The organism is Parafilimonas sp. (assembly GCF_047606085.1).
Lineage (GTDB): Bacteria > Bacteroidota > Bacteroidia > Chitinophagales > Chitinophagaceae > Parafilimonas.
Window position 1 is genome coordinate 1 of sequence record NZ_JASGEX010000103.1, and the last position, 19,700, is coordinate 19,700.

The window sequence follows — 19,700 nt, forward strand, 5'->3', positions numbered from 1 at the left end:
GAATGCATTTTCCTGCTTTATACTTAACAAAAGACAAACGTAGATAACTTCTGGCCAATCTCTTTAAACCCGCATTCTTATCCACATTTGGGAATTATTTCCACCTAATTTAGATGCGTTTGCCCTGCGATTGTTCTGCAGAAAAAATCCCCAACGGCCGCAGAAGCGTTTGCTACGATCATGAAGCGTTGGAATCAAGAAAAGAACATACGCCAAAAAACAGTGCAGTGGGTATGGCTGCCGAAATGGGTATTGAGCTATTGGGGGAAGAGGAATACCGTCAGTTGCAACAACTTGAAAAACTCGATACAAAAACATCCAGCTGGATTAAAACACCAGATGATATAAGGGAATCTGGCGATGCCATTTTTGGCGATTGTCGTTTCGGCCGTGTATTTGTGTACCACAATGGTGCAGAATCTTATTACGCCGCAAGAGGATTTCGTGGTTGGCTAAGCGTATAACATTGCAGGCGCAGGAAACGGGCTGTAGAAAAAGCACCTGCAATGACTGCAGGGCGTATGCTTCCAGCCTCTGTTTTTTACCGCATTAAGGTTTTCTTATATTACATTCTTTTTATTATAATTTTTTTAACTTCGCGGGTTCCTGCCACCTCTAAAAAATTACTTTCATTTTCAGTAATATACTTACCTTTGCCCTCCTTTATTTGGGCAGTTGGCTTAAAGCATCGGTGAAATTTATTAATTGGTTGCTTTATAATGCCTTGAGAACCCGTAAGTTCTGTCCCATTTTAATTTTCCGGAAAAACTATCAATTAAGATATGTCATCAACTAAATTGCAAAACAGGGTCAGCTTTGGTAAAACAAAAAACCTGGCTGAGTCTCCCGATTTATTGGATATTCAATTAGAGTCATTCCAGGATTTTTTCCAATTGGAAACTACGCCTGACAAACGTAACAATGAAGGCTTGTTTAAAGTGTTCAAGGAAAACTTTCCTATTACCGATACCCGCAACATCTTCGTGCTGGAGTTTTTAGATTACTTCATTGATCCGCCCCGCTACACCATAGAGGAATGTATGGAACGCGGTTTAACTTATGCCGTTCCGCTTAAAGCAAAGCTGCGTTTAAGCTGTAACGACGAAGAGCACGTTGACTTCCAGACCATCGTTCAGGATGTATTCCTTGGTAACATTCCTTATATGACACCCCGCGGCACCTTCGTTATTAATGGCGCTGAGCGTGTGGTGGTTTCCCAACTGCATCGTTCTCCCGGTGTATTTTTCGGCCAGTCAATTCACCCCAACGGTACAAAAATCTATTCTGCCAGGGTAATCCCGTTCAAAGGCGCCTGGATGGAGTTTGCAACAGACATTAATAATGTAATGTATGCTTACATTGACCGTAAGAAAAAATTCCCGGTAACAACTTTATTGCGTTCTATCGGTTATGAGACAGATAAAGACATTCTTGAGCTCTTCGGAATGGCCGATGAAGTAAAGGCCGACAGGAAAACTTTGCAGGATTATGTGGGCAAAAAACTGGCTGCCCGTGTATTGAGGACCTGGGTGGAAGATTTTGTGGACGAAGATACCGGCGAGGTGGTTTCTATCGAGCGCAATGAGATCGTGATGGAACGCGATACCGTTCTGGATGAAGATGCCATTGAAATGATCGCTGAATTGGATGTTAAGAGCATTTTCATTCAGAAAGAAGATGTGGGCGGCGATTATGCCATCATTTATAATACATTAAATAAAGATACTTCCAACAGTGAGCTGGAAGCCGTTCAGCATATTTACCGCCAGTTGCGTGGCGCCGATGCGCCGGATAATGAAACCGCGCGTGGCATTATTGATAAGCTGTTCTTCAGCGATAAGCGTTATGACCTGGGTGAAGTTGGCCGTTACAAGATCAACCGCAAGCTGGAAGTAACCACCAAACTGGAAACAAAGGTGTTAACCCGCGAAGATATTATTGAGATTATTAAATATCTCGTTCGCCTTACCAATGCGAAAGCGGAAATTGATGATATTGACCACCTGAGCAACCGCCGTGTGCGCACTGTGGGCGAGCAGTTGTATGCCCAGTTTGGCGTGGGTTTGGCGCGTATGGCCCGTACCATTCGCGAAAGAATGAATGTGCGGGATAATGAAGTGTTCACCCCGGTTGATTTGATCAATGCAAGAACCCTTTCTTCTGTTATCAACTCTTTCTTTGGTACATCTCAGTTATCGCAGTTCCTTGACCAGACAAACCCGCTTTCAGAAATTACCCATAAACGCCGTATTTCCGCCCTCGGTCCCGGTGGTTTAAGCCGTGAGCGCGCAGGCTTCGAAGTTCGCGATGTGCACTATTCGCACTATGGCCGTTTGTGCACCATTGAAACGCCTGAAGGCCCGAACATCGGCCTGATCTCTACCTTGTGCGTTCATGCCAAGATAAATGAGATGGGCTTTATTGAAACGCCTTACCATAAAGTAAATAATGGTAAAGTGGATATGAAGAAGCTTACTTACCTGAGCGCTGAAGAAGAAGATACTGCCAGGATAGCCCAGAGCAGTGCGCCGGTGGATGCTGACGGCCACTTTGTGGAAGAAAGGATTGTTAGCCGCCAGACAGGCGATTTCCCGATACTTGAAAAAGATGAAGTGGAATATATGGACGTTGCGCCCAACCAGATCGTAGGTTTGAGCGCCTCGCTTATCCCTTTCCTGGAACATGATGATGCCAACCGTGCATTGATGGGATCAAACATGCAGCGCCAGGCAGTACCGCTCATTAATCCGGAAGCGCCTGTGGTAGGCACAGGTCTGGAAGGAAAAGCCGCCCGCGATGCACGCATCCAGATCCATGCAGATGGTGATGGCGTGGTGGAATATGTTGATGCAAAAGAAATTCACGTTCGTTATAAGCGCAATGACCTTGACAGGCTGGTAAGCTTTGAAGATGACCTGGTGAAATACAGGTTGACCAAATTTATCAAAACCAACCAGTCCACCTCCATCATCTTAAGGCCAGCCGTAAAGAAAGGCCAGGTGGTTAAAAACGGCGATTTCCTTACCGAAGGTTATGCCACAAAAGATGGCGAACTGGCACTGGGCCGTAACCTGCAGGTGGCATTCATGCCCTGGAAAGGTTATAATTTTGAAGATGCCATCGTTATTAATGAAAGGGTGGTTCGCGATGATATTTTCACTTCCATCCACATTGATGAATTTGAACTGGAAGTTCGCGATACCAAGCTGGGCGAAGAAGAATTAACGCCTGATATTCCAAACGTTTCTGAGGAGGCTACCAAAGACCTTGATGAAAATGGTATCATCCGCATTGGCGCCCATGTGCGCGAAGGCGATATCCTGATCGGTAAGATCACGCCAAAAGGGGAAAGTGATCCCACGCCGGAAGAAAAACTGTTGCGCGCTATCTTTGGCGATAAGGCGGGCGATGCAAAAGACGCTTCTTTAAAAGCGCCCAACGGAACAGAAGGTGTGGTAATTGATAAAAAACTCTTCCAGCGCGCCAAAAAGGATAAGAACGGCAAAGTGCGTGAAAAAGCATTGCTGGAAAAGGTAGAGAAGATTCATGAAAAGAATGTTGACGATCAGAAAGAAGTATTGCTTGAAAAACTGCAAACGCTTCTGAAAGATAAATCTTCTGCAGGCGTCAGCAATAATTTTGGTGAAATGCTGATTGGCAAAACTGCCAGGTTCAATGCAAAAAACCTTGCTTCTGTTGACTACCAGAATGTGAACCCGTTGGGCTGGACAGGCAATGCAGAAACGGATGAGCTTATAAATCGTTTATTGCATAACTACAATATAAAATACAACGAAGAGCTCGGCCGCTATAAACGCGAAAAGTTCAATATCTCCATAGGTGATGAGTTGCCTGCAGGCGTATTGAAGCTGGCAAAAGTTTACCTGGCCGTGAAACGTAAGTTGAAAGTGGGCGATAAAATGGCGGGCCGCCACGGAAATAAAGGTATCGTTGCCAAGATCGTTCGCGATGAAGACATGCCGTTTATGGAAGATGGTACACCTGTTGACATTGTACTGAACCCACTGGGTGTGCCAAGCCGTATGAACCTCGGGCAAATTTACGAAACCATACTCGGCTGGGTGGGCAAGAAGATAGGAGCCAAATTTGCGACGCCGATTTTCGATGGTGCCACTACGGAAGAAATTGAGCAAATGTGTGAAGAAGCCGGTATTCCTTCAATGGGCCACACTTACCTGTACGATGGTGAAACCGGCGAACGCTTTCATCAGAAAGCTACTGTAGGTGTAATTTACATGCTGAAACTGCACCACATGGTTGACGATAAGATGCACGCACGCTCCATAGGGCCTTACAGCCTTATCACACAACAGCCATTGGGTGGTAAAGCGCAATTTGGTGGCCAGCGTTTTGGTGAAATGGAGGTTTGGGCGCTTGAAGCTTATGGCGCTGCCAACATACTGCAGGAATTGCTCACTATTAAATCCGATGATATTATTGGCCGTGCAAAAACGTATGAAGCCATTGTTAAAGGCGATAATATCACAAGGGCAGGCGTTCCCGAATCGTTCAATGTGCTGGTGCATGAGCTGCGCGGTTTAGGCCTCGACCTGAGATTTGAATAGATTGCAGGCCTTGGCAGGGAGGCTATATTAAAGGCATTAACATATTAAGGCTGTTCTGAAAAGGGCAGCCTTTTTTCATAGACAGCATTTGCTGTGAAATTTTTCGTTGGGAACAGGAGGAGACAGCCTTAGATTCCGGGCCATAAAAAAGGCCTGCCCTGAAAAGAGCTGGCCGTTGCTAACCTATGAAAAACACCAAGTTAAATATCGTTATTACCGTTGATTCGGTTTTCTTTTATTACCTGGATTGGTATTGGACCTGTTGTTTGAATTATTTGTTTTATCTTGGCGCTGAAACTGGTTTTGCGCCGGATGATTACCTTGGGATTGCTGTGTCTGCTGGCGGTTCCTCAGTTCATTCCGCAAGGCATTATTGAATTGCTTATCTGTGGTATAAACCCTGTTCACCCGTTGATTGTCATTTCCAAGAACTTTTTTAAAGTTACCTTTATATCGCTCTTTTATTTCAACCACTTTTCTCTCAAATGCCACTTCATCATCGGGGTATTGGCTTCTTGCTTCTCTTATCTCGCTTTGATAGTTGTTATATACAGGCCAAAAGCGTTGCGCTTCATCCGGTGTGAGGTTTAATTCACGCGTCATATAACCCATTTTCACAACTTCCAACCTGTTATTACCACTGGAAGTTTGCGCAGGGCAAAAATAACCATGAAAGCATACAAACAACAATAATGTAAATATTTTTTTCATATTTTTCATCTTTATATCCCTTCTTCTTTCCTGCCAGCCTCGCCGTCATTTAAATATTGTTGTATCTCGTCGTCAGACATATTTTTAATAATGGTTTGTAAATCAGAGCTTTGTTCCTGTTGATAATCAGTCGCGCCCACATTGGTAAAAACAGAAGTATTGCTATTCTCTTTCAGGTAAGCCTCGATTTCAGAATCGCTTATGCTGGCCAATTGCTGTTCAAAATTTACATTATCGGCAGTTACAGTAGTTTGTGAAGTCTGTGTTGTTTGCTCCTTTTTGCCTGAAATGAAAAAATATCCTCCTCCAAATAAAACTGCACTTATACAGGCTGCCGCCGCATAATTAATCCATTTGCGGGTTTTGCCACCTAAAGAAATTATTTTGGCTGATGGATTAAAGCGCTTCTTAGTTTGCTTTAAAGGCTCAAGCCGTTCAAAATAATTTTCAGGTAATGAATACACACGTTCTTTTGATATGGTGCTTAATAAAGGAGAAATTTCTTCAAGTTCCTTTACTATATCGTCTTTATTGCTCTCCTGTGCCTTTATTTTTTTGATAACACTATCAGCAAACCCATTAAAATATTTGGCCGGAACGGTAAAAGAATTTTTTTGTTTGCCACCCTGCAATTGCCAGGAGGATATATTTATTTTGTCAAGAATATAATCCGGCAGATTTTCAAAATAGGCCTTTGGAACAGTGTAAGGGTGGGAGGAAGGCAAAGCATTAATAAAAATATTAGCCAGCACTCCTGAAGGAAAAGCTTTAAAATAACCTTCCGGCACCGAATAATAGTTTTTATTATTTGCTTGTATGAGTGTTGCAGCACCAGCTTCTTTTAATTCATTCAATATGTTAATATTTACCTGCATCACCTTTTTTGACCCTCTTATCTTTAAACCGTTTAATTATTTTTAATGAATTCTTCTATTTTTTTTACTGCATGGTGATAGCTTGCCTTTAAAGCGCCTTCACTGGTTTCCAGTATCCTGCTCATTTCTTCATAAGGCATTTCATCATAATACCTTAAATTAAAAACAAGCCTTTGTTTTTCAGGCAATTGTTGTATGGCTAACTGAAGTTTCCATTCCAGCCTGTTCGCATCAAAATTTTTATCAGCAACGATCTTGTTGGTAAGCCCGCTTTCCACATCGCTCAGGCTAACGGCGCTTTTTTTCTTTTGTTGTTCAAGAAAAGTAAGGCTTTCGTTGGTGGCTATGCGGTATAACCAGGTGTAAAGCTGGCTGTCTTCCCTGAAATTTTCCAATCCGTTCCAGACTTTTATAAAAACGTTTTGCAAAACATCGTTAGCGTCATCATGATCTATAACCATTCTCCTTACATGCCAGTACAATTTTTCCTGGTATTTTTTAATGATAGCAGTGAATGCCCTTTCTTTCGTGTCAGGCTGCCTGAACTGATGTAACAAATCCCTATCTTCAATTTGCATGCAGGGTTATTTTAAACAAGAAATTTAAAATCTGTTTGGTAGGATAATGTGTTTCCAAAAAAGTTTAATTCCCTGGTTATAGAATAAAGCTAATTAATTTAAAACCGGGTTTTGGGCCTTGATCAATTTTTCATCTTCCTTTATCTTAAGCTCCCACTCCCAGGCAGTACGCATCATATCTTCAAGATCATATTTAATATCCCAGTTTAGTGTGGCCCTGGCAAGATCGTTATTTGCATAAATAGCAACTACATCTCCCGGCCTCCTGGGGCCTAATTGGTAATTTAATTTTTGGCCCGAAATTTTTTCAAAAGCAGCTATAGCTTCCAATACGGTTACGCCATTACCGCTTCCCAGATTAAAAACTTCGCAGGCAGATTTATTTTTTTTATTAATGAGCAATTCCAAGGCAAGGGTATGTGCATGTGCAATATCGCAAACATGAATATAATCACGGATGCAACTGCCATCGCGGGTTGGATAATCCGTTCCGTAAACCGTCATTTCCGGTATTTTTCCGATGGCGCACTGCGTAATTGCCGGAACAAGGTTTTGGGGCCTTCCTAAAGGCAGCTCGCCAATATGCACAGAAGGATGGGCGCCTACCGGGTTAAAATAGCGTAATAAAATGGTGTTGCAGGTCTGCACTTTTGAAAAATCTTCAACAATTGTTTCGCCCATTTGCTTGGTAGCGCCATAAGGTGATTCTGCTTTTTTTATGGGCGAAGATTCTGTAACCGGTATTTCATCGGGGTTTCCATACACAGTGCAGGAAGAAGAGAATACAAAACCAGGAATAGTAAATTCTTTTACACATTTAAGAATGTTGATAAGCGAAAATAGGTTGTTTTCGTAATACATTAAAGGTTCTTCAACACTTTCGCCCACCGCTTTATAGGCCGCAAAATGTATAATACCCTCTATGTCTTCATTCTCCTGGAAAACGGCACGGGTTTCATCAAAATTTTTAAGGTCAACATTATAATTTTTGATAGTTATACCTGTAATTTTTTCAATGCCATCGAGCAGGTAAGTGCTTGAGCGCGAATTATCGTCAATGGAGATTACTTCGTAACCGTTTTCCAGCAGATCAACTACTGTGTGCGCGCCTATATAGCCGCAACCGCCTGTAACCAATATTTTTTTCATAGTAAAATAATGGTTGCAAAATAAGAAAACTAAGCAGAAAACAGATGAAAGAACCAATATAATCCCGCGGCTAATGCGGCGCTTACCGGTATGGTTAATACCCATGCCCAAACGAGGTTTAAAGTAATGCCCCAGCGAACGGCGCTCAGCCGTTTGGTAGCGCCCACGCCCACAATGGAGCCGGCAATTGTATGCGTGGTGCTTACCGGCGCGCCAAGATTGGCGGCGGTAAACAGCGTAATGGCGCCGGCAGTTTCGGCCATTACGCCTTCAAGCGGTGTAACTTTTGTAATGCGTGAGCCCATTGTTTTCACAATCCTCCAGCCACCGCTCATTGTGCCAAGCCCTATTGCTGAATAACACATAAAGGGCACCCAGGCAGGTATCTGGCTAATGTCGGGTATCATATTTTCAGCCACCATGGCTGCACCTATTATACCAATCACTTTCTGGGCATCGCTGCCGCCATGGCCAAGGCTGAATGTAGCGGAAGATACCAGTTGCAGCCTTTTGTACATATTGGTAGTGCGGGCAGCGGTTTCGCCCCTGAAATGATTATAAAAATAGGAGAGCAGGAAAATAATGCCCAGTATTAATAATCCCCAGAATTCAAAAGGCTTTTTGAAATGAATAAATACAAGGCAGCTTGTTAACGTGGCAACAATTATAGCTATTTTAAGCCAGAAATTCCGCTGTATGGTTACGAGTGTGATAAACATGGAAATGATCATACCAATAACCGGCGCCAGCAAAATAAAAATTATGGTAAGGCTGATACCGCCGTTTAAAGACCAGTTGATACTGCCAAAACCCGAATGCGCAATGGCCGCACCGGCAAAGCCGCCGATTAATGTATGAGATGATGAGGAAGGAATACCATACCACCAGGTAAGCAGGTTCCAAATAATGGATGCGATAACCCCGGCCAATACAACTGTAAGATCGTAGGCGCCGCTGTTTACGGTTTTCGCCACCGTATTAGCCACTTCGTGATCACGAAAGATGAAATAAGCAACAAAGTTGAAAAAGGCAGCCCAAACTACTGCCTGGAAGGGAGTAAGTACTTTGGTTGATACAATGGTGGCAATGGAATTTGCCGCATCGTGAAAACCATTAATAAAATCGAATATTACTGCAAGAACTATAATTACAATTAATAGTGTTGACATGCGATAGAATAAGTTTCGTTTAAGAATACTTGATAATAATGGTTTCTATCGCGTTGCCAGCATCTTCACATTTATCGGTTGCTGTTTCCATGGCATGATAAACTTCCCTTTTCTTGATGAGCATTTTTATATCCTGCTCCAGGTCGAAAAGGCGTTCAACGCTTAAATCGTAAATATCATCGGCCTGGTTCTCTATGCTGTTTATTTTAACCAATGCGGTTGTCATTGCCTGCAGGTCTCTCATGTTCCGCAAGCCCTGCACTGCAATTTTCAGCTCCTGTACGCCAAATGCTATAAGGTTAGCCAGTTTAATTATACCTTCATCGTCATTGGTAATATTATAAAATGTCATTCGTTTTGCCGATGCATAAATATAATCAGCTACATCGTCAAGCGCTGTTGCGAGAAAATGAATGTCTTCCCGGTCGAAAGGTGTAATGAATGTTCTGCCTAATTCTGTATAAATGCGATGGGTGGTATCATCGTTCTTGTGCTCTGCATTTTCAATTTCGCTTAAAACCGCAAAACGTTTATCCCTTTCCCTCTCCACGATAAGTTTCTTAAGCAATTCGCTCATTTCGTAAACTGTATCAACCACTTCTTCAAAAAGGGTATAAAAAATCCGGTCTTTAGGCTGAAAAATTTTCATGAAAGAATTAAATGCCATAGATCAATTTTTACAAAAATGATGGAATAGATTCATCCTCCCCTCCCTACCTTAATTAGTAATAATTTCTTAATACAGGCAAATTAAGGCACAATCTTCATAAAACTAAAAAACGCTGCTTTTCTGTTCGGTTTGTACTGATGTTATTTTTTTTCGTTCTGAAAAAGATAGCCGTATTTTTTTAAATACTGAAAGCTTATAATGATGTGTACAAATAATACAATTGCATATACCAGGAAGAAATAAGAGATTATGCGGAGATAATCCCCAAACGCTGCATCGCTTATGTTTAATTCCGTACCGGCATTTGCCTTAGCCTGGGCTGTAATTTGTTGCAGCATGTCAGGATGCATTAAAAAAATCGTGCATTGGGTTATCATTAATAAAGCAAATACAGTGCTGGCTATCGCATTTACCTTAAGCCAGTCTTTTGACGGTCTGCCGAGAAATTTTTTTCCATCAATGCCTCTTATTAAAAAATTGAGTGAGGCAAATGTATAAATAGCAATGCAGGCAATTAAAAACAGCGGCAGGAACATAGCCGGGTTATTAAATGCTGCCCTGAGCAATAGCAATACAGCTACCGAAAATAAAATGGCCATAGGCAGCAGCAAAAAACTAAAAATGCGGTATAAAATAAGTTTCATGTATGTTTTACTTGTATAATCCGAAGGGCTGTTTTAATATGCTCTTTTCAATTTGCCGGCAAAAAAACAATATTTAGCTTAGAAGTTAAATTAATCTTTTCCTGGCTTACCGGCAATAGAGTTTGGCTCCTGTTTATACCGTTTAGCATCCGGGGCTTCATTCCACAATTCGCAGTTTCGCATAATTCAGCATGATCTTTTTCTCGCCATTTAATTCAAACTTCACCGTTGCAACAGGGTTATGTGCACTGCCTTCTAATTTGGTAACCAGCCCATAACCAAACTTCTGGTGCTCTACCTTCTGACCTTCCTGCAAATTGGTGGTATCGCTCGGCACAAAATCTTTTGAAGGAATATGCTGTTTTGCCGCCGGCCGCTGGCTGCCGGCGGCCAACTGGTAAGATGGTTTTTTTTCAGCGGGCGGTTTACGGTTAGGGGTTGACGGTTGACCGCCTTCAAAACCCCGGTGCATCCTGGCGAACGCAGAACCCATGTTGCTTATATTGGCTTGGTTTCTTGCGCCGCCGCCTGCATACGTCCGGTCTAAAAAAGCTTCGGGCAGTTCATCCAAAAAACGGCTGGGCTCATTCTGCACCAGGCTGCCAAAACGATAGCGGGCATTGGCATACGTTAAAAACAAATGTTTCTCGGCCCTTGTAACGGCCACATAAAATAAGCGCCTTTCTTCCTCCAACTCTTCCCTTGTGTTTATGCTCATGGCATTGGGAAATAAAGTTTCTTCCAGCCCACCCACAAATACAACCGGGAATTCCAAACCTTTGGCAGCATGTATCGTCATCAGTTTTACTACATCCGCATTTTCATCCTTTTCATCTGCATCAGTAAGCAGCGTTATCTGCTGCAGGTAAGCGCCAAGACCCTTATCGCCAACCTCGCCTTCCTCATTATCCGGGCTTTCGGTAAATTCTTTTATGGAGTTGAGCAATTCCTGCACATTCTCATATCTTGCCAGCCCCTCTGTGCTCTTATCGTTAAAAAGCTCTTTTACAAAATTCGTATGCTTGCCTGCCTGCACCGCCACATCATACGCATTCTTTTGTTCCAGCATGCTTTGAAAGTAACGGATCATGGTTACAAAATTCTGTATGGCTTCCAGCGTGCCGGCTTTAAAACCAAATTCAGATGCACGGGTAAGCACATCCCAGAAAGTTATGTTTTGATCGTTGGCAAAGATCACGATCTTCTCCACCGATGTTTTACCAATACCGCGAACAGGATAATTAATGATGCGCTTTAAGGCTTCTTCATCCCTTGTATTTACGATTACGCGCAAATAGGCAAGAAAGTCTTTTATTTCTTTTCGCTGGTAGAAGCTGATGCCGCCAAAAATTCTGTACGCAATGCCCATGCGGCGCAGGCTTTCTTCGTAAGAACGGCTTTGCGCATTGGTGCGGTAAAGAATGGCAAAATCTTTATTGCGATAATGGTTGCGCAGCTTTTGTTCCTGTATAATATCAGCTACATATTTGCCCTCATCATTGTCCGTCATGGTACGCACCAGCTTTATTTTTTCACCATGTGCATTCTCTGTCCACAACTGTTTTGGAAGCTGGCCTTTATTGTTCTTTATTACTTCGTTCGCAACATTCAGGATACTTTGCGTACTGCGGTAATTCTGTTCCAGCTTAATTACTTTTACATCATCATAATCTTTCTGAAACTGCAAAATGTTTTCGATGGTGGCGCCGCGAAAACTGTAAATGCTCTGTGCATCATCTCCCACCACACAAATATTTTCATTTACAGCGGCCAGCAGTTTTGTTATCTGGTACTGAACAGGATTGGTATCCTGGTACTCATCAATTAAAATGTATTTGAATTTATGCTGATACTTGTGCAATGCTTCCGGAAAATCGCGCAGCAACTCATACATCTTGAACAGGAGGTCATCAAAATCCATTGCGCCATTCTTGAAGCAGCGCGCCTGGTATGCCTTATATACCTGCGCCAAAGCCGGGCGGTTGGCGCGCATATCTTCCTGCTGCAGGTAATAATCGTTGGCATATTCCTCAGGCCCCACCAGTGCATTTTTTGCGGCCGATATTCTGTTATGAACAACATTGGGTTTGTATAATTTATCATCAAGGTGCAGCTCATTCACTACTGTTTTTATAACGGAACGGCTGTCGTCTGTATCGTAAATCGTGAAATTGTTGGGATAGCCAATGCGGTGCGCTTCACCTCTCAGAATCCTTGCAAATACGCTGTGAAATGTGCCGATATAAAGGTTGCGGGCTTCATTGGTGCCCAATATTTTGCTTATGCGCTCTTTCATTTCCGCAGCGGCTTTATTGGTAAACGTAAGGGCAAGAATATTAAATGCATCAACCCCGTTCGCCATTAAATGCGCAATGCGCGTGGTAAGCACTTTTGTTTTGCCGCTGCCTGCACCGGCCACTATCATCAAAGGCCCGTTAATGTGTGTTGCAGCCTCACGTTGCGGCTCGTTCAATCCTTTCAGATAATCCTGCATGGGCGCAAGTTAGCTCCAACCCCTAAAGAGGAGAAAAAAAATTGTTGACAGGGTATGAAAATAGTCGCAAGCGCATGGATAAAATCTGTGCACTTGTGGCCAATAATCCTTCAGCCTTATATCAGCCGGATAACCTTCATTTATTTTTTGTAAACAAAAGACAGATCCAGTTGCCTTTTTCCAGTTTATGTTTCAGTTGAAAGCCTGAATTTACGGCTGTTACTGTAATGCTTTTTTCATCTTCTTTTAAAAGGCCGCTTAATAAAAGCAGGCCGCCTTCAGTCAACTGAAGATTGAATAACCGGAAATTTTCCTGAATAATGTTGCGCGTAATATTGGCAAGAATAATATCAAAACTGCCTTGAGCCTTTGCATTATCAGCCATTTTCAGTTCAATATCATTGATATGATTGTTACTGAAATTTTCTGCCGCGTTCTCTATGCTGAAACTATCATTATCAATAGCCACCACTTTGGCTGCGCCCAGCTTATGCGCAAGTATGGCCAAAACGCCGGTGCCGGTACCAAAATCAAGCACAGTTGTATGGTTAAAATCTATTGCCTGCATTTGCTGTATCATCATAAATGTAGTAGCATGATGACCGGTGCCAAAACTCATTTTCGGTGTTATAACGATCTCGTATTGTATATTTTTTATGGGCTGGTGAAATGATGCCCGCAAGGCGCAATTGCCAATTACAACAGGCTGAAAGTTCGATTCCCACACGCTATTCCAGTTTACATCGGGCAACTCTGAAGTGGCATAATCTAATTGCATTTTTGCTGTTAATTGCTGTAGCATTTCTTCATCAAACAGGTTCTTTGAAATGAATGCTTTTAAACAGGCAGGCTGCTCTTCAAAACCTTCAAAATGCATTTCAGAAAGCAATGCGATAAGTATTTCCTTTTTTTCTTCCGGTATGCTTTCAAAGCTTATCTCGAGATAATTCATGTGCAAACAAACGTAAGTTTATGGTAAAATGTTAAATCATTTTCCGGGTGTTTCATAAATGAATATAAATTCACTTAACTTTGCGTTGTGAAACTGAGAGATGAAAATAAAATAGCGCGTATTTATAAAGCCACTTTAAAGCTGGTAAAAGCCACAGGCCTATCAGGCATTACCATGCAGGCTGTGGCCAAAGAAGCCAAAATTGCAACAGGAACATTATATATATATTTTGAAAACAAAGAGTCATTGATCGTAGGCCTTTTTCATGAGTGTATAAAAAACTCCAAGGGAACATTTTTTAAAAACTACAATGCAGATGCGCCTTTCAAGGTTGGGTTTCATACCATTTGGTCAAATGTGCTGCAACTCAGGCTTCTGCGCTTCGAAGAGGGTGTTTTTATAGAACAGGCCCTGCATTCTCCCTATATAGATGAACAGACCAAAGTTGAAGCAAAAAAAATGTTTGAGCCTTTGAAAGAATTATTAACGCGTGGTAAAAAAGAGCGCCTTATAAAGGATATAGATAATTTCTGGCTCACTACCTTCATGATTGGTAATATTAATGAAATATCAAAAAGAGTAAACTATTATAATAAAAAGCTCAGCCCCGAAACAATAGATCAGAACTTTCAACTATGCTGGGACGGCATTAAAGCATAAATTTTTCTAATATAACTGAATTTTTGTTCATTATTAATAAAGTATATGAAGCATAAAAGCACTGTATTGTATATTTTAATTCTTGGTTTATTTTGCTTTGTAAGGGCAGGCGCACAGGAAAGCAAAGCGCTTACCTTAAATGAAGCTATTGAACTGGGTATTAAAAACAGCAAACAACTAAAATTAAGCCAGGCAAAAATAGATGAGGCCGTAGCTGCCACCAAACAGGCAACGGAGGCAAGGCTGCCCGATGCCAGCATAAGCGGCTCTTATTTAAGGTTAACCAAACCAACTATTAAATTAAAAACAGGCAGCGATAGCAGCAGTTTTTCCTCACCCACTGTTTCACAGGCCTTGTATGGTTCGGCCAATGTTTCACTGCCCATTTATGCGGGTTCAAAAATTAAATATGGCATTGAATCCGCCAAATACCTGGAGCAGGCAACAAGGCTTGATGCCGAACAGGATAAAGAAGCAGTAACGCTCAACATAATTGCCGCTTATATCAATTTATATAAAGCCAGCGTTTCGGCAAAAGTGGTGGAGGAAAACCTTGAACAATCCAGGTTGCGCGACAGCAATTTTGCCAGCCTTGAAAGAAATGGTTTGCTTGCAAGGAACGATATGTTAAGGGCGCAACTGCAAACGTCTAATTTCGAGCTGGCGCTCGTGGACGCACAGAACAGCATTCAGCTTGCTACGGTTAACATGAACATATTACTTGGCCTTCCCGAATCAACCAAACTGGTTCCTGATCCTGCAAGCATAACAACGTCCGGGCAATTGCAAACAATTGAAATGTATGAGCAATCTGCCGACACAGGCCGCAACGATATGCAGGCTTTAACTTACAGAAACAAAGCGGCAGGCGCAGCAGTTAAAGTTGCCAAAGGCGATTACTATCCAAGTATTGGTTTAACGGGTGGTTATGTGGCTGCGAATGTTCCAAAACTATTAACCATAACCAACGCTGTTACGTTTGGTGTTGGTGTGAAGTATGATATTGGTTCTTTATGGAAAACAAAATCAAAAGTACAGCAGGCAGAAGCAAGGGCGCAGCAACTGCAGATAAATAAGGATATGATGACAGATAATATTCATCTTGCCATTAACCAGGCATATCAAACTTATTTAACCGATATAAAGAAAATAGAAGTAAACAATAAAGCGGTAATACAGGCAAATGAAAATTACCGCATCAGTAAAAACAAATATGATAACAACCTGCTTTTATTAACCGATTTGCTGGATGCAAATGTTGAGCAGTTGCAGGCCAGTCTTAATCTGGAGGTTTCAAAAGCGGATGCTGCGCTCGATTATTATACACTGCAGCAAACGGCCGGGATGCTTAAATAAAACTTTCAATCAACTATTCAAGACTAATATAATTATGGCAACACAGGAAACAGGCAGCAACGCTGCTCCAAAGAAAAGAAGCAAATCGTTTTTGATCGTGCTTATATTATTGGTGATTGCAGGCGGTGCGTTCGGGGTCAGCAAATACATACATTCATTGCACCACGAAGAAACCGATGATGCCCAGGTGGAGGCGCACCTCAATCCGGTAATACCAAAAATTTCAGGCTATGTAGCCGAAGTGCGTGTAAAAGATAACCAGCGTGTAAAGAAAGGCGATACGTTGCTTGTGCTCGATAGCCGCGACTTTAAGCTGCGCGTAGAACAGGCAGAAGCTGCTTTGGCTACTGCGGAAAGAAACCGCAGCTCGGCTGAAGCAAGCACACATGCTGCAAGGGCAAACATTGCTACTTCGCAGGCTGCAGTGGGCGCTATTGACGCACAGATAGAAGCAGCACAGGTAAATGTATGGCGTACCACGCAGGACTATAACCGCTATGCCAATCTGATAAAAGATCATTCCATAACACAACAGCAATATGAGCAGGCGCAGGCTGCAAAAGAAACAGCAGAAAAGCAATTGCTGGTATTGCAGCAGCAAAAAGCGCAGGCTGCCAGGCAAACAAGTGCTGTTACTTCACAAAGCAGCGCTACCTCTACACAGGTGGGCATAGCCGAGGCATCCATAGAACAGCGCAGGGTGGAAGTGGATGAAGCAAAGCTCAATCTTTCTTACACGGTAATTACAGCGCCGGCAGATGGCATCGCATCAAAAGTGAATGTGCAGGAAGGCCAGTTTCTTGGCACAGGCCAGGCCACCTTCAGCATTGTGCAGGATAATGATATTTGGGTAGTGGCTAATTTTAAAGAAACCCAGTTTGATGAGCTTAAGATTGGGCAAAAAGTAATAGTTGAAGCAGATGCATTTCCCGGCCATGAATTTGAAGCAAAGCTGGCCTCTTTTTCTCCTGCAACAGGTTCGCGCTTTGCACTGTTGCCGCCTGATAATGCCAGCGGAAACTTTGTAAAAACGGTACAGCGTTTACCGGTGCGGATTGAGTTTACCAACCTGCAGGATTCACTGGTGAACCAGTTGAAGGCAGGCATGAATGTGAATGTGGATGTGCATTTGAATTAATAAATAAGCTGATAGCTATTAGCTAATAGCTGATGGCCGAAAGCTAAAAGCTTATAAATGGAACAACAATCATTGGTTGAATATGGTTCGCGCCGGGTTATTATAACGATAACGGCTGTGTTTTGCGCATTGCTTGAAATTATTGATACCACCATTGTTAACGTTGCACTGAACGATATGCGCGGCAGCCTTGGCGCCACGCTGAGCGAAGTAAGCTGGGTGATCACCGCTTACTCTATCGCCAACGTTATTATCGTACCAATGACAAGCTGGCTGTCGCAACAGTTTGGAAGAAGAAATTACTTCGCCGCATCCATCATCATATTTACAGTCGCCTCTTTTTTATGCGGCAACGCATCGGGCATTGGCGAGCTGGTGGTATTCCGTTTTATACAAGGCCTCGGCGGCGGCGCTTTGCTGGTAACATCACAAACCATCATCACCGAAAGTTATCCGCCTGAAAAAAGGGCTATGGCGCAGGCTATATATGTATTGGGCGTAATTATCGGCCCGACACTTGGCCCGCCGCTAGGCGGTTATATTGTTGACCATTATGCATGGCCTTATATCTTCTACATCAATATTCCTGTTGGTATTGTAGCTGCATTGCTCACGTTGCAGTTTGTAAGAAGCCCTAAATATGCTGAAAAACGGCAGGCCAGCGAAGTGGACTGGCTGGGTATTTTTCTTTTAACTGCGGCAGTTGGCTCATTGCAATACATCCTGGAAAAAGGCCAGGAAGATGACTGGTTCAACAGCAGGCTTATTATTGTATTAACCGTTGTATCCTTCTTTGCATTTTATGGCTTTATATGGCGGCAGTTAGTATATAAATACCCTATTGTTGAATTAAGGGTGCTGCGAAACTCCAATTTAAGAATGGGTGTTATACTATCGTTTGTGCAGGGGTTTGGCCTGTTTGGCTCTACGTTTATCATTCCTTTATATACACAAAGTATTTTGGGATGGGATGCCACGCAATCGGGCCTGCTGATGATACCCAGTACATTAACGGTAGCATTTATGATGCCTATCATCGGGCAGCTGATACAACGTGGCGTGCCGCAAAAATTACTGATAGCATCAGGTATGGGCATCTTCTTTATTTACAGTTTAATGACTTATAAAATAATGACGCCGCATACAGCCGGCGAAGATTTCTTCTGGCCATTAATGGTGCGTGGCGTAGGTTTGGGATTGTTATCTGTACCTATTTCCACAATGGCGCTCTCAACATTAAAAGGCCCTGAAATAGGCCAGGGCGCTGCGTTTTCGGGCATGCTGCGCCAGTTGGGCGGTTCATTCGGCGTGGCGCTGATATCAACTTATTTAACGAGGGATATCGTTCACCACAGGGGCAACCTTGTAGATAATCTTAATATTTATGACCCTGCCGTACAATCGAGGGTACAGGCATTGGCTGCAGGCATGCAGGCCAAGGGAATGCCTCCAAATATTGCGTTAGGCACTGCCCATAAAATGCTTGATGGTTCTGTTACCATACAGGCCACCATTCTTTCTTATATGGATATATTCCTGTACATAGGTGTAATGTTTCTTGTATTTGTGCCGATAGTTCTGGTATTTATAAAAAATGCAAAAACTAAAATGAGCATGGCAGATGCCGGGCATTAGCGGCCCACCTAAATCCTCCCGAAGGGAGGACCTTTGAAATTTCGAAGGTGAAAAAATTTATAAACTTTTAAAATGTTCTTCCTGCCCCCTTCCCTTTGGAGAGGGGGGTTGGGGGAGAGGCTTTATGGCAAAGATTATAGTAGTTACTAATTTTTCCGCATCATCACGCAATGCATTGGAATATGCATGCAGGTTTTTACACAACCAGGAAACAAGTGTTTTATTGCTGAATATTTTTAGCTTTCCTGCATCTTTAACCGGCGATGCCATTGCGGTAGCGGCCATGAGCGAAACGCTTTTAAATGATGAAAGGAAACTGCAGCAGGAATACGAATGGGTAAAGAATAATTACCCGGAAATAAACATACAGGCAGAAATGGTTACAGGCGTTTTTATTGATGAGCTGTATATAAAGGCAAAGCAGGAAAACGCATCTTTAATTATTATGGGCGCCGATGGCCGCTACAATGAATTGCTTGCATGGGACGCGAATATAGTGGATGCTTTTATTGATCTTTATATTCCTGTTTTGGTTGTTCCGTCAACCATAAGTTACAGGCCGGTACAGAAAATTGCATTTGCGGTTAACTATTACCGGAGGAATCTGCAAATGCCGGCAGCCATGATAAAACGCCTTATACATTTTACAAAGGCGCAGTTATATGTCATCAGCGTTGTGTCGCCCAATGAAATAATTGATGAAGCAGCTTTAGGCTATAAGAAAGCTGTACAGGATAACCTTGCTGAAGTATCACCCGTTTATTTCGAGCCCGAATTCAAAAACATATTTTCCGCTATTGATAAGTTTACGGCAGAGGAAAATATAGATATGCTGCTTGTAATACCTGCACGGCATGGCCTGTGGCATAAGGTTTTTCAGCAGGACCATACAAAGGGTATTGTAAATTTAAATCACCTCCCTGTTTTGTCATTAAAACAGGAAAGAGAATTTATATAAACGTTCCTGAAGTTCACGGGTTTTCGCGGGGTTCACAGGTTCTGTTTTATTCCCCGTCCTTCCTGGTTACGCACTTATTATTAAACAACCCGTGAACAGGCGAATCCGTAAACATGTAAACCTTC

Annotated in this window: 16 protein-coding genes; 7 read left to right on the forward strand and 9 right to left on the reverse strand. The window is 42.5% G+C overall.

Going from position 1 to position 19,700, the window contains the following annotated elements; genetic code table 11:
• Positions 1-113 precede the first annotated feature (113 nt).
• Both QM629_RS08865 and rpoB read left to right on the forward strand, forming a co-directional pair.
• Positions 114-464 carry a DUF4256 domain-containing protein gene (locus tag QM629_RS08865; protein WP_415159297.1) on the forward strand — a complete coding sequence of 117 codons (351 nt, stop codon included), beginning with the start codon at positions 114-116 and terminating at the stop codon, positions 462-464.
• Between the two features lie 318 nt (positions 465-782).
• Complete coding sequence (gene rpoB, locus QM629_RS08870; protein WP_415159299.1) at positions 783-4,586, forward strand: DNA-directed RNA polymerase subunit beta; 3,804 nt, start codon at positions 783-785, stop codon at positions 4,584-4,586.
• Between the two features lie 213 nt (positions 4,587-4,799).
• Here rpoB and QM629_RS08875 read toward each other — a convergent pair whose 3' ends face one another.
• The 9 genes from QM629_RS08875 to prmA all read right to left on the reverse strand — a co-directional run bounded on the left by QM629_RS08875 (position 4,800) and on the right by prmA (position 13,828).
• A complete protein-coding gene (locus tag QM629_RS08875; protein WP_415159301.1) occupies positions 4,800-5,297 on the reverse strand; it encodes a hypothetical protein in 498 nt (165 codons plus the stop codon).
• Positions 5,298-5,308: 11 nt separating this feature from the next.
• Positions 5,309-6,172, reverse strand: a complete 864-nt coding sequence (locus QM629_RS08880; RefSeq protein ID WP_415159303.1) for a hypothetical protein — start codon at positions 6,170-6,172, stop codon at positions 5,309-5,311.
• A gap of 32 nt (positions 6,173-6,204) precedes the next feature.
• The gene (locus QM629_RS08885) at positions 6,205-6,750 is read right to left on the reverse strand and encodes an RNA polymerase sigma factor (RefSeq protein ID WP_415159305.1); all 546 of its coding nucleotides are present in this window, start codon (positions 6,748-6,750) and stop codon (positions 6,205-6,207) included.
• A gap of 93 nt (positions 6,751-6,843) precedes the next feature.
• On the reverse strand, positions 6,844-7,899 hold the full coding sequence (gene galE, locus QM629_RS08890) for a UDP-glucose 4-epimerase GalE (protein ID WP_415159307.1): 1,056 nt from the start codon (positions 7,897-7,899) through the stop codon (positions 6,844-6,846).
• Positions 7,900-7,928: 29 nt separating this feature from the next.
• The gene (locus QM629_RS08895) at positions 7,929-9,068 is read right to left on the reverse strand and encodes an inorganic phosphate transporter (RefSeq protein ID WP_415159309.1); all 1,140 of its coding nucleotides are present in this window, start codon (positions 9,066-9,068) and stop codon (positions 7,929-7,931) included.
• A gap of 19 nt (positions 9,069-9,087) precedes the next feature.
• The gene (locus QM629_RS08900) at positions 9,088-9,735 is read right to left on the reverse strand and encodes a DUF47 domain-containing protein (protein WP_415159311.1); all 648 of its coding nucleotides are present in this window, start codon (positions 9,733-9,735) and stop codon (positions 9,088-9,090) included.
• Between the two features lie 143 nt (positions 9,736-9,878).
• Positions 9,879-10,382 (reverse strand): hypothetical protein, encoded by a 504-nt coding sequence (locus QM629_RS08905; RefSeq protein WP_415159313.1) that lies wholly within the window; start codon positions 10,380-10,382, stop codon positions 9,879-9,881.
• Between the two features lie 157 nt (positions 10,383-10,539).
• Complete coding sequence (locus QM629_RS08910; protein WP_415159315.1) at positions 10,540-12,876, reverse strand: ATP-dependent helicase; 2,337 nt, start codon at positions 12,874-12,876, stop codon at positions 10,540-10,542.
• Between the two features lie 136 nt (positions 12,877-13,012).
• Positions 13,013-13,828: a 50S ribosomal protein L11 methyltransferase gene (prmA, locus tag QM629_RS08915; protein ID WP_415159317.1), complete on the reverse strand. Its 816-nt coding sequence runs from the start codon at positions 13,826-13,828 to the stop codon at positions 13,013-13,015.
• Between the two features lie 87 nt (positions 13,829-13,915).
• Between prmA and QM629_RS08920 the strand changes: the two genes are divergently transcribed.
• The 5 genes from QM629_RS08920 (at position 13,916) to QM629_RS08940 (ending at position 19,575) form a co-directional block, all read left to right on the forward strand.
• Positions 13,916-14,488 (forward strand): TetR/AcrR family transcriptional regulator, encoded by a 573-nt coding sequence (locus QM629_RS08920; RefSeq protein ID WP_415159319.1) that lies wholly within the window; start codon positions 13,916-13,918, stop codon positions 14,486-14,488.
• Positions 14,489-14,533: 45 nt separating this feature from the next.
• Entirely contained in the window at positions 14,534-15,844 is a 1,311-nt protein-coding gene (locus QM629_RS08925; RefSeq protein ID WP_415159321.1) for a TolC family protein, read from the forward strand.
• A gap of 34 nt (positions 15,845-15,878) precedes the next feature.
• The gene (locus QM629_RS08930) at positions 15,879-16,982 is read left to right on the forward strand and encodes an HlyD family secretion protein (RefSeq protein WP_415159323.1); all 1,104 of its coding nucleotides are present in this window, start codon (positions 15,879-15,881) and stop codon (positions 16,980-16,982) included.
• Between the two features lie 57 nt (positions 16,983-17,039).
• Positions 17,040-18,617 (forward strand): DHA2 family efflux MFS transporter permease subunit, encoded by a 1,578-nt coding sequence (locus QM629_RS08935; protein ID WP_415159325.1) that lies wholly within the window; start codon positions 17,040-17,042, stop codon positions 18,615-18,617.
• Positions 18,618-18,741: 124 nt separating this feature from the next.
• Positions 18,742-19,575, forward strand: coding sequence for a universal stress protein (locus QM629_RS08940; RefSeq protein WP_415159327.1), 834 nt, complete (start codon positions 18,742-18,744; stop codon positions 19,573-19,575).
• Positions 19,576-19,700: the final 125 nt, after the last annotated feature.

Excerpts from the sequence above, each read along its gene's own strand:
- QM629_RS08930 (WP_415159323.1), top strand. The coding sequence starts at position 15,879 with ATGGCAACACAGGAAACAGGCAGCAACGCTGCTCCAAAGAAAAGAAGC.
- QM629_RS08885 (WP_415159305.1), bottom strand. The coding sequence starts at position 6,750 with ATGCAAATTGAAGATAGGGATTTGTTACATCAGTTCAGGCAGCCTGAC.
- QM629_RS08875 (WP_415159301.1), bottom strand. The coding sequence starts at position 5,297 with ATGAAAAAAATATTTACATTATTGTTGTTTGTATGCTTTCATGGTTAT.
- QM629_RS08910 (WP_415159315.1), bottom strand. The coding sequence starts at position 12,876 with ATGCAGGATTATCTGAAAGGATTGAACGAGCCGCAACGTGAGGCTGCA.
- QM629_RS08940 (WP_415159327.1), top strand. The coding sequence starts at position 18,742 with ATGGCAAAGATTATAGTAGTTACTAATTTTTCCGCATCATCACGCAAT.
- prmA (WP_415159317.1), bottom strand. The coding sequence starts at position 13,828 with ATGAATTATCTCGAGATAAGCTTTGAAAGCATACCGGAAGAAAAAAAG.
- QM629_RS08905 (WP_415159313.1), bottom strand. The coding sequence starts at position 10,382 with ATGAAACTTATTTTATACCGCATTTTTAGTTTTTTGCTGCTGCCTATG.
- rpoB (WP_415159299.1), top strand. The coding sequence starts at position 783 with ATGTCATCAACTAAATTGCAAAACAGGGTCAGCTTTGGTAAAACAAAA.
- QM629_RS08900 (WP_415159311.1), bottom strand. The coding sequence starts at position 9,735 with ATGGCATTTAATTCTTTCATGAAAATTTTTCAGCCTAAAGACCGGATT.
- QM629_RS08925 (WP_415159321.1), top strand. The coding sequence starts at position 14,534 with ATGAAGCATAAAAGCACTGTATTGTATATTTTAATTCTTGGTTTATTT.
- galE (WP_415159307.1), bottom strand. The coding sequence starts at position 7,899 with ATGAAAAAAATATTGGTTACAGGCGGTTGCGGCTATATAGGCGCGCAC.
- QM629_RS08895 (WP_415159309.1), bottom strand. The coding sequence starts at position 9,068 with ATGTCAACACTATTAATTGTAATTATAGTTCTTGCAGTAATATTCGAT.
- QM629_RS08935 (WP_415159325.1), top strand. The coding sequence starts at position 17,040 with ATGGAACAACAATCATTGGTTGAATATGGTTCGCGCCGGGTTATTATA.
- QM629_RS08880 (WP_415159303.1), bottom strand. The coding sequence starts at position 6,172 with ATGCAGGTAAATATTAACATATTGAATGAATTAAAAGAAGCTGGTGCT.
- QM629_RS08865 (WP_415159297.1), top strand. The coding sequence starts at position 114 with ATGCGTTTGCCCTGCGATTGTTCTGCAGAAAAAATCCCCAACGGCCGC.